The following is a 7,556-nucleotide window of genomic DNA, read 5'->3' on the forward strand; positions in this document are numbered from 1 at the left end:
GCTACGACAAGACGGCCACCATCTACCTGGCCGGCCTCCACCTCGCCGCCATCTTCATCTGGTCGGCGAGATGATCCGGAGGAAACGGCCTAGGCGCCCAGGGCTCCGTGGCACTCCTCATAACTCCGCCCCGCCCCACACCAACACCCATCCCCCCGCTCAGGCGGCCAAGCCACAGCCCGCCCCCGCGCAGCCAGAATCGTCGCGTACTGCGGCAGCAGGGTCGGGTCGGACGGGGACGTGCCCTCCGATGCCGCGAAGGCCTCGTAGGACGGGACCGTGCCGCGGACGATGCCCAGGTTGGAGGTGCCGGAGGCGGACAGCTCGCGGAGGGCGGACTCTATGGCGGCCAGGTGGGCCTCGTAGGAGGGGTACTCCGAGGCGAGTGACGGATAGTCGGCGAGGAGTTCCGTCAGTTCGGGCCGCGGCCAGTGGAGGATCGCCACCGGGAAGGGGCGGGACAGGGCCTCGCGGAACGTGCCCAGCTCCGCCTGGAGGCGGGAGATCTCCGCGCGGAGCTCCGCCGGGTTCTCCGAGCCCAGGGACCAGACGCGCTTCGGGTCGTGGAGTTCGTCCAGGGAGACCGGGGAGGTGTGCAGGGTGTCCGCGAGGGTGTCCCAGGGGTCGTGCGGGACGCCCAGCATGCGGCGGACGCGGTGGCGGCCGAAGAGCAGCGGGTGGGCGGCGTGAGGGGGCTCCTCCCCGTCCGTGAGGAGGCCTCGCGCGCCCTCCGTGTACGTCTCGTGCGCCGCCTCCAGCTCGTCGTGCGACTCCAGGGCCTCCGCGACGATCACCCAGGGGGCGGGATCGCGCGGGGCGGCCGTCCTGATGCCCTCGATGATCGCGCGGGCCTCCGCCTCATGGCCGTACTCCCACAGGTTCGCGGCCTTGAGGGCGCGGACGAGGTGGGGGTGTTCCAGGTCGGCCGGGCGGGAGAGCAGGCGGTCGTAGAGCGCTGTCGCCGCGGGGCGGTCGCCGGCCAGTTCCCGGTGGGCCGCGGCGCGCAGCAGCAGGGCCTCGGCGTCCTCGGGATACAGTCCGGCGGTTCGCTCCAGGCGGGCCGCTTCGGCGTGGTGGTCGACGTTTTCGGCGGGCGTGTCGGGGCGCATGATGGACACCGTACTGCCCTCCACTGACAAGGGTCAGGTATCCCGCGTCCAGTGGCGGCCCGGTACGACGCCACTCCGTCCACTTGCGACGTCCGCACCGCCACCGCAGCCGGAAGCCGCTGCGAGGGGCGGCAAGGGACGGCAGCACCGGAGCGCCGGCCTCCGTATGCCGTGACGGCCGGCGGCCTCCTCGTCGTGTCACCGCGCTGAGGTATAACCGTTCCTACGTACGTCTGCGCGAGGTGAGGCGGAAGGGGGCGCGTCGATGGTCCAGGCCCTGGGCAAGCTGCGTCCCGCCGCCCTGCTGCTCCTCCTCGTCCTCCAGCTCGTCCTGCTCGACGCCGGCAGCCTCTCCGCGACCGTCGCGCTCGCCGCGACCGCCGCCGCCGGGTCCGCGCTGGCCGTCTGTTCGCTGATCGCCGCGCGCTGCGCGCCCGCCGTGCCGCCGACGCGGGTCCGGACCGCGATCCGGGACCGTGACCGCCGTACGGCCTTCCTGCCGCAACGAGATCCCGACGCGCGGGGGCGTACGCGACCCCGAGCACCCGGGCGTGCCCTCCCGGCGACCTGCGCGCAGGGCATCCAGCAGGGCAGATAGCAGGACGTCCGGCAGGACGTCCAGCAGCATCCTCCTCGGGTGATCCCCGTCCGCGCGCGTCGTCATGCCGCCATTGCTGTCACGGCACGACGAGACCCCGGAGGGCTCACTCACTCATGTCCGTTTTCGCCCACCTCGTCGAGCGGCTGGCCGAGCTGCTCGAACCGCTCTTCCACGGCTCCGCGGCCGCCGCCGCGATCGTCCTGTTCACCGCGCTCGTACGGCTGCTGGTGCATCCGCTGTCCCGGGCCGCCGCGCGCGGGCAGAAGGCGCGCACCCGGCTGCAGCCGAGGATCGCCGAGCTGCGCGAGAAGTACCGCAGGGACCCGGAGCGGCTGCAGCGGGCCGTGCTGGAGCTGCACCGCGAGGAGCAGGTGTCGCCGCTGGCCGGCTGCCTGCCCGGGCTGCTGCAGCTGCCCGCCTTCTTCCTCCTCTACCACCTCTTCTCCAGCCCGGCGATCGGCGGCGAGGCCAACGAGCTGCTCGGGCACCGGCTGCTCGGCGCCCCGCTCGGCGACCGCTGGGCGGACGCGCTGAGTGCGGGCGGCCCCTTCGGGGAGGCGGGGCTCGTGTACGCCGGGCTGTTCGTCCTCGTCGCGGCCGTCGCCGCGTTCACCTACCGGGGTACGAAGATCATGATGGCCGCCCATCCGCCGGCACCCGTGGCGGACGGCGGGCAGCAGCTGCCTGGAATCGGCGCCGTCACCAAGGTCATGCCGTTCATGTCCTTCTTCACGCTGATCACGGTGGCCGTCGTGCCGCTGGCCGCCGCGCTGTACGTGGTCACCAGCACGACGTGGAGCGCCGTCGAGCGGGCCGTGCTCCACCGCTGACGCGCACCGCGGCCGCGGGTCCAGTACGTGAACGGGGTATTGCGGACTGGACCCCCACCTTGGAGGATCGGCCAAGTCCTCCGATGGCCGCGCGCCGCCGCACCCGGCCGCCGTCTCGGCGGACCGCCGCGATCGAGGGAGATTGTGATCATGAAGCTGCTGCGAGTCGGTACGGCCGGGGCCGAGCGGCCCGCGCTGCTCGACGCCGACGGCAACCTGCGGGACCTGTCGGGTGTCGTGCCGGACGTCGACGGAGCGCTGCTCGCGGACGACGCGGCGATGGCCCGCGTACGGGCCGCCGCCGACCGCGGGGAACTGCCGCTGCTGGACGCGGCCGGGGTGCGGATCGGTCCGCCGGTGGGCGGCATCGGCAAGGTCGTGTGCATCGGGCTGAACTACCACGACCACGCGCGCGAGACCGGGGCCGAGCCGCCGGCCGAGCCGGTCGTCTTCCTGAAGGCCGCGGACACCGTGGTCGGGCCGTACGACACCGTGCTGGTGCCGCGCGGCTCGGTGAGGACCGACTGGGAGGTCGAGCTGGCCGTCGTCATCGGGCGTACGGCCCGCTATCTGGACTCCGCGGAGGACGGGCTCGCGCATGTCGCGGGATACGCGGTGGCGCACGACGTGTCCGAGCGGGAGTACCAGATGGACCGCGGCGGCACCTGGGACAAGGGCAAGAACTGCGAGACGTTCAACCCGCTCGGGCCGTGGCTCGTGACGGCGGACGAGGTGCCGGACCCGCAGAAGCTCGGGCTGAGGCTGTGGGTCAACGGGGAGCTGAAGCAGGACGGGAGCACGGCGGAGCAGATCTTCTCCGTGGGGGAGGTCGTGCGGTACCTGTCGCACTTCATGACGCTCTATCCCGGCGATGTGATCAACACCGGGACGCCGGCGGGGGTGGCCTTCGGGCAGCCCGAGCCCAAGCCCTATCTCCGGCCCGGGGACGTGGTCGAGCTGGAGGTGGAAGGGCTCGGGCGGCAGCGGCAGGTGCTGCGCGGCGCGTAGGAGGCGCTTGGGGGCGTGGGGGGAGCGCGGTGCGTCGGCGGCTGCCGGTTCGCCGTGGTTGCTCGCGCAGTTCCCCGCGCCCCTCAACAGGTCCTGCTCACCCCAGCAGCGATGCCAGGCGCCGCCAGCCCGCCCTCGGCAGGGACTCCCTCGGGCCGCCGTCCACCAGTTGGAGCGCCACGTGGTCCGCGCCCGCTTCGGTGAAGGAGTCGATGCGGGCGCGGATCCGCTCCTCGTCGCCCCAGGCGTACACCGCGTCGATCAGCCGGTCGCTGCCGCCGTGCGCCAGGTCGTCCTCCGTGAAGCCGTTGCGGAGGAAGTTGTTGGTGTAGTTGGGCAGGGCGAGGTACATGGCGAGGGCCTCGCGGGCCAGGGCGCGCGCCCGGTCCGGGTCGGTCTCCAGGATCACCTTCAGCTCCGGTGCGAGCAGCGGGCCGTCGCCCAGGATCTCGCGGGCCTGCGCGGTGTGCTCCGCCGTCACCAGGTACGGGATCGCCCCGGCGGCCCGCTCGCGGGACAGTTCCAGGGTCTTCGGGCCGAGGGCCGCGAGGGTGCGGCGGTCCGCCGGTACGCCCGCCTCGTCCAGCGCGTCGAGATAGCGGACCAGGGCGGAGTACGGCCGCCGGTACTGCGCCGCCCGCTGGGCGTGGCTCACGCCGAGGCCCAGGACGAAGCGGCCGGGATGGGCGGAGTGCAGCTCGGCGAAGGAGGCCGCGCTGTCGGCGGCCTCGTACTGCCAGATGCTCTGGATGCTGGTGCCGACGGTGAGCGCCGAGGTGGCCTTCAGCAGCGGGGCGGCGTGCTCGGCCGCGCTGTTGCCGCCGAGCCAGACCGCGCCGAAGCCCAGCTCCTCCAACTCGGCCGCCGCGTCGGCCCGTTCACCGGCGCGGGCCGGGTCCTCGTCGCGCAGGCCGAAGCTCCAGATGCCGTACCGGCCGATCTGCTCCTTCAAGGGCGGCGTGCTCATACGTGTGATCCCTCCGGCGTGCTGCGGCAGTTACTGCCGTGCCAACCGGAGGGACCGGTCACGTATTTCCCGTCGGGGAAAGCGGTGACGAAAACTGAGGGGCGTTCAGGAGAGCTTCAGGAATTCCTCCAGCGCCTCCACGACGAACCGGTGGTCCTGGAGCTGCGGCAGTCCGGAGACCGTGACCGCGCCGACCACGCCCACGCCCTCCACGGTGACCGGGAAGGAGCCGCCGTGCGCGGCGTACTCGTCCGGGTCGAGGCGGGAGGACTCCTCGAACGTCGTGCCCTTGGCGCGGAACCGGGCACCGACCAGGTACGACGCCGAGCCGTAGCGCTCCACCACCCGGCGCTTGCGGGCGATCCACGCGTCGTTGTCGGGCGTGGAGCCGGGCAGGGCGGCGTGGAAGAGCTGCTGGCCGGCGCGGTGGATGTCGATGGCGACGGGGGCCTGGCGCTCCCGGGCCAGCCGGACCAGAAGGGAGCCCAGCTCCCAGGCGTCGTCGTGCGTGAACCGGCGGAAGACCAGGCGGCGTTCCTGGGCCTCCAGTTCCTCGATGCTCGGCGTCAGCTCGGGGGCGATCTTGGGGGTCATGGCGTGCGGGGTGTGCGGGGTGTGCTTCTGCGGGTGCGTCACAGGGTCACCGTCACTCCGTCTCGGGCCGAACGGCGGGCCGCTTCCAGTACGTCGAGGGCGGCGGCCGCCTCCAGCGCGGTCACCGGGTTGGGTCCATCCTGCGACAGCGCGCGGGCCACCGCCGCGTAGTAGGCGGGATAGTCACCGGGCAGCGTGGGCACCGGCCGGCCGCCGCCGGTCACCGGGGACTCTCCCGCGCCGACGCGGCCCCACAGGGACTCGGGCTCCGCGCCCCAGCCGTCCCCGTCCGCGCCGCCGGGGCGCAGCCCCTCGCGCAGGGCCGCCTCCTGCGGGTCCAGGCCGTACTTGACGTACCCCGCCCGCGAGCCCAGCACCCGGAAGCGCGGGCCGAGCTGGGCGGCCGTGGCCGAGACGTACAGGTGGGAGCGGACGCCGTTGGCGTGCGTCAGCGCGAGGAACGTGTCGTCGTCGGTCTCCGCGCCGGCGCGACGGATCACCGACTCCGCGTAGACCTGGGTGACGGGGCCGAAGAGGACCAGGGCCTGGTCGACGACATGGCTGCCGAGGTCGTACAGCAGACCGCCGATCTCCGCCGGGTCGCCGGACTCCCGCCAGCCGCCCTTCGGCTGCGGGCGCCACCGCTCGAAGCGGGACTCGAACCGCCATACGTCGCCCAGCTCGCCCTGGTCGAGCAGCGCGCGCAGGGTGAGGAAGTCGTTGTCCCAGCGGCGGTTCTGGAAGACCGACAGCAGCAGGCCGCGCTCCTCGGCCAGGGCCGCCAGCTCGCGCGCCTCGGCCGCGGTGCCCGCGACCGGCTTGTCGACGACGACCGGCAGGCCGGCCTTCAGGGCGGTGCCGGCGAGCGGGACGTGCGTCTTGTTCGGGGACGCGATGACGATCAGGTCGAGGTCGTCGGCGCGGTCGAACAGCTCGTCCGGGGTCGCGGCGATCCGGACGCCCGGGTGCTCGGCGCGGGCCTGGTCCTGCCGCTCCGGGTTCGAGGTGACCACCGTGTCGAGGGCCAGGCCGTCAGTGGCGGCGATCAGCGGGGCGTGGAAGACGGATCCCGCGAGGCCGTAGCCGATGAGGCCGACGCGGAGAGGGGTGCCTGAGGTGCCAGTCGTCATGCGTCCACTTTCGCAACGCTGTTGCCAAAGTGCAAGCGGCGGGGAGAATAGGTCGCGTGAACCGGACGAACGCAGCCGAGAGCGCGGGCGCGAATCTGCTGGCGCTGCGCAGCCACAACACCGCGCTGGTGCTGGACCTGCTGCGCACGGCCGGCGAGGAGGGCATCAGCCGGCTGGAGCTGGCCGAGCGCACCGGGCTCACCCCGCAGGCGGTCAGCAAGATCACCGCACGGCTGCGGGGCGAGGGGCTGGCCGCCGAGGCGGGGCGCCGCGCCTCCACCGGCGGCAAGCCCCGCACCGTCCTGCGGCTGGTCCCGGACGCCGGACACGCGGTGGGGGTCCATCTCGACCGGGACGAGCTGCGAGCCGTGCTCGTGGACCTCACCGGCGCGGTGGTGGCGCAGCGGCGGGCTCCGCTGGACCTGGGGGCGGGCGCGGAGGCCGTCCTGGAGGGCGTACGGCGGGAGGTCGCCGGCCTGGTCGGCGGCGGTGCGGTCCCTCGCCTCGCGGAGGGCGTGCTCGGTGTGGGCGTCGCCCTGCCCGGTCCGCTCGACCACGGGCGCGGCGTGCTGCACCGGGTCACCGGGTTCCCCGAGTGGGACGGCTTCCCGCTGCGGGACGCGCTGGCGCGGCGGCTCGGGATGCCGGTCGTCGTCGACAAGGACACCAACGCGGCGGCGCTCGGGCTCGCGGTGGGGGAGGGGGTCGGCCGCGACGTGGGGTCGTTCGCCTACCTCCACCTCGGTACGGGGCTGGGCGCCGGGCTGGTGATCGGCGGCGCCGTGCACCGGGGGGCGCGCACCGGCGCCGGGGAGTTCGGGCACCAGGTCGTGCAGCTCGACGGGCCGCCCTGCACCTGCGGCGGGCGCGGCTGCATCGAGGCCCTGTGCCTGGCCGCCGTCGCGGACGGCGACCTCGACGCCGCCGCGCGCGTGCTCGGCGCGGGCGCCGCGAACCTCGTCGGGCTGCTCGACATCGACCTCGTCCTGCTCGGCGGCCGTACGGTGGCCGGCGCGCCGGAGGCGTTCGTACGCGGTGTCACCCGCGTCCTCGCCGACCGCGCCCGGCGTGAGGGCGCGGCCACGGTGCCCGTACGGGTCGCCCCCGGCGGCGAGCGGGGGGTCGCCGAGGGGGCGGCGCAGTTGCTGCTGGCGCCGTTGTTCGGGCGGGCGGAGTCGTGAGACGGCGGGTGAGCGGGTGTGGGTGGGGTGGGGGGGGGGGGGGGGCCCCCCCCCCCCCCCCCCCCCCCCCCCCCCCCGGCCGCCCCCCCCGCCCCCCCCGGGGCGCCCCCCCCCCCCCCCGCCCCCCCCCCCCCCC

The 7,556-nt window shown here is 74.3% G+C and carries 8 protein-coding genes; 4 read left to right on the top strand and 4 right to left on the bottom strand.

Annotated elements, in window-relative coordinates; translation table 11 throughout:
* Positions 1 to 89: 89 nt before the first annotated feature.
* Positions 90 to 1,109: an SEC-C domain-containing protein gene (locus tag AB0K92_RS33220; RefSeq protein WP_365928996.1), complete on the bottom strand. Its 1,020-nt coding sequence runs from the start codon at positions 1,107 to 1,109 to the stop codon at positions 90 to 92.
* Positions 1,110 to 1,374: 265 nt separating this feature from the next.
* Between AB0K92_RS33220 and AB0K92_RS33225 the strand changes: the two genes are divergently transcribed.
* The 3 genes from AB0K92_RS33225 to AB0K92_RS33235 all read left to right on the top strand — a co-directional run bounded on the left by AB0K92_RS33225 (position 1,375) and on the right by AB0K92_RS33235 (position 3,548).
* Complete coding sequence (locus tag AB0K92_RS33225; protein WP_365928997.1) at positions 1,375 to 1,707, top strand: DUF6412 domain-containing protein; 333 nt, start codon at positions 1,375 to 1,377, stop codon at positions 1,705 to 1,707.
* 116 nt (positions 1,708 to 1,823) lie between these two features.
* The gene (locus AB0K92_RS33230; protein WP_365928998.1) at positions 1,824 to 2,540 is read left to right on the top strand and encodes a YidC/Oxa1 family membrane protein insertase; all 717 of its coding nucleotides are present in this window, start codon (positions 1,824 to 1,826) and stop codon (positions 2,538 to 2,540) included.
* A gap of 150 nt (positions 2,541 to 2,690) precedes the next feature.
* Complete coding sequence (locus tag AB0K92_RS33235; protein ID WP_365928999.1) at positions 2,691 to 3,548, top strand: fumarylacetoacetate hydrolase family protein; 858 nt, start codon at positions 2,691 to 2,693, stop codon at positions 3,546 to 3,548.
* A gap of 97 nt (positions 3,549 to 3,645) precedes the next feature.
* Here the strand turns inward: AB0K92_RS33235 and AB0K92_RS33240 are convergent, their stop codons facing one another.
* From AB0K92_RS33240 to AB0K92_RS33250, 3 genes are all read right to left on the bottom strand, one after another.
* Positions 3,646 to 4,515: an LLM class F420-dependent oxidoreductase gene (locus AB0K92_RS33240; protein ID WP_365929000.1), complete on the bottom strand. Its 870-nt coding sequence runs from the start codon at positions 4,513 to 4,515 to the stop codon at positions 3,646 to 3,648.
* A gap of 105 nt (positions 4,516 to 4,620) precedes the next feature.
* On the bottom strand, positions 4,621 to 5,109 hold the full coding sequence (locus AB0K92_RS33245; RefSeq protein ID WP_365929003.1) for a heme-degrading domain-containing protein: 489 nt from the start codon (positions 5,107 to 5,109) through the stop codon (positions 4,621 to 4,623).
* Between the two features lie 38 nt (positions 5,110 to 5,147).
* Entirely contained in the window at positions 5,148 to 6,239 is a 1,092-nt protein-coding gene (locus AB0K92_RS33250) for a Gfo/Idh/MocA family oxidoreductase (RefSeq protein WP_365929001.1), read from the bottom strand.
* Positions 6,240 to 6,295: 56 nt separating this feature from the next.
* On the opposite strand from AB0K92_RS33250, the gene AB0K92_RS33255 reads away from it, so the two are divergent.
* Entirely contained in the window at positions 6,296 to 7,420 is a 1,125-nt protein-coding gene (locus AB0K92_RS33255; protein ID WP_365929002.1) for an ROK family transcriptional regulator, read from the top strand.
* The last annotated feature ends 136 nt before the right edge of the window (positions 7,421 to 7,556 follow it).

Source organism: Streptomyces sp. NPDC052687 (assembly GCF_040678395.1).
Classification (GTDB): Bacteria; Actinomycetota; Actinomycetes; order Streptomycetales; family Streptomycetaceae; genus Streptomyces.

Coding starts and splice junctions, on each gene's coding strand:
- AB0K92_RS33220 (WP_365928996.1), bottom strand. CDS start 1,109: ATGCGCCCCGACACGCCCGCCGAAAACGTCGACCACCACGCCGAAGCG.
- AB0K92_RS33225 (WP_365928997.1), top strand. CDS start 1,375: ATGGTCCAGGCCCTGGGCAAGCTGCGTCCCGCCGCCCTGCTGCTCCTC.
- AB0K92_RS33230 (WP_365928998.1), top strand. CDS start 1,824: ATGTCCGTTTTCGCCCACCTCGTCGAGCGGCTGGCCGAGCTGCTCGAA.
- AB0K92_RS33235 (WP_365928999.1), top strand. CDS start 2,691: ATGAAGCTGCTGCGAGTCGGTACGGCCGGGGCCGAGCGGCCCGCGCTG.
- AB0K92_RS33240 (WP_365929000.1), bottom strand. CDS start 4,515: ATGAGCACGCCGCCCTTGAAGGAGCAGATCGGCCGGTACGGCATCTGG.
- AB0K92_RS33245 (WP_365929003.1), bottom strand. CDS start 5,109: ATGACCCCCAAGATCGCCCCCGAGCTGACGCCGAGCATCGAGGAACTG.
- AB0K92_RS33250 (WP_365929001.1), bottom strand. CDS start 6,239: ATGACGACTGGCACCTCAGGCACCCCTCTCCGCGTCGGCCTCATCGGC.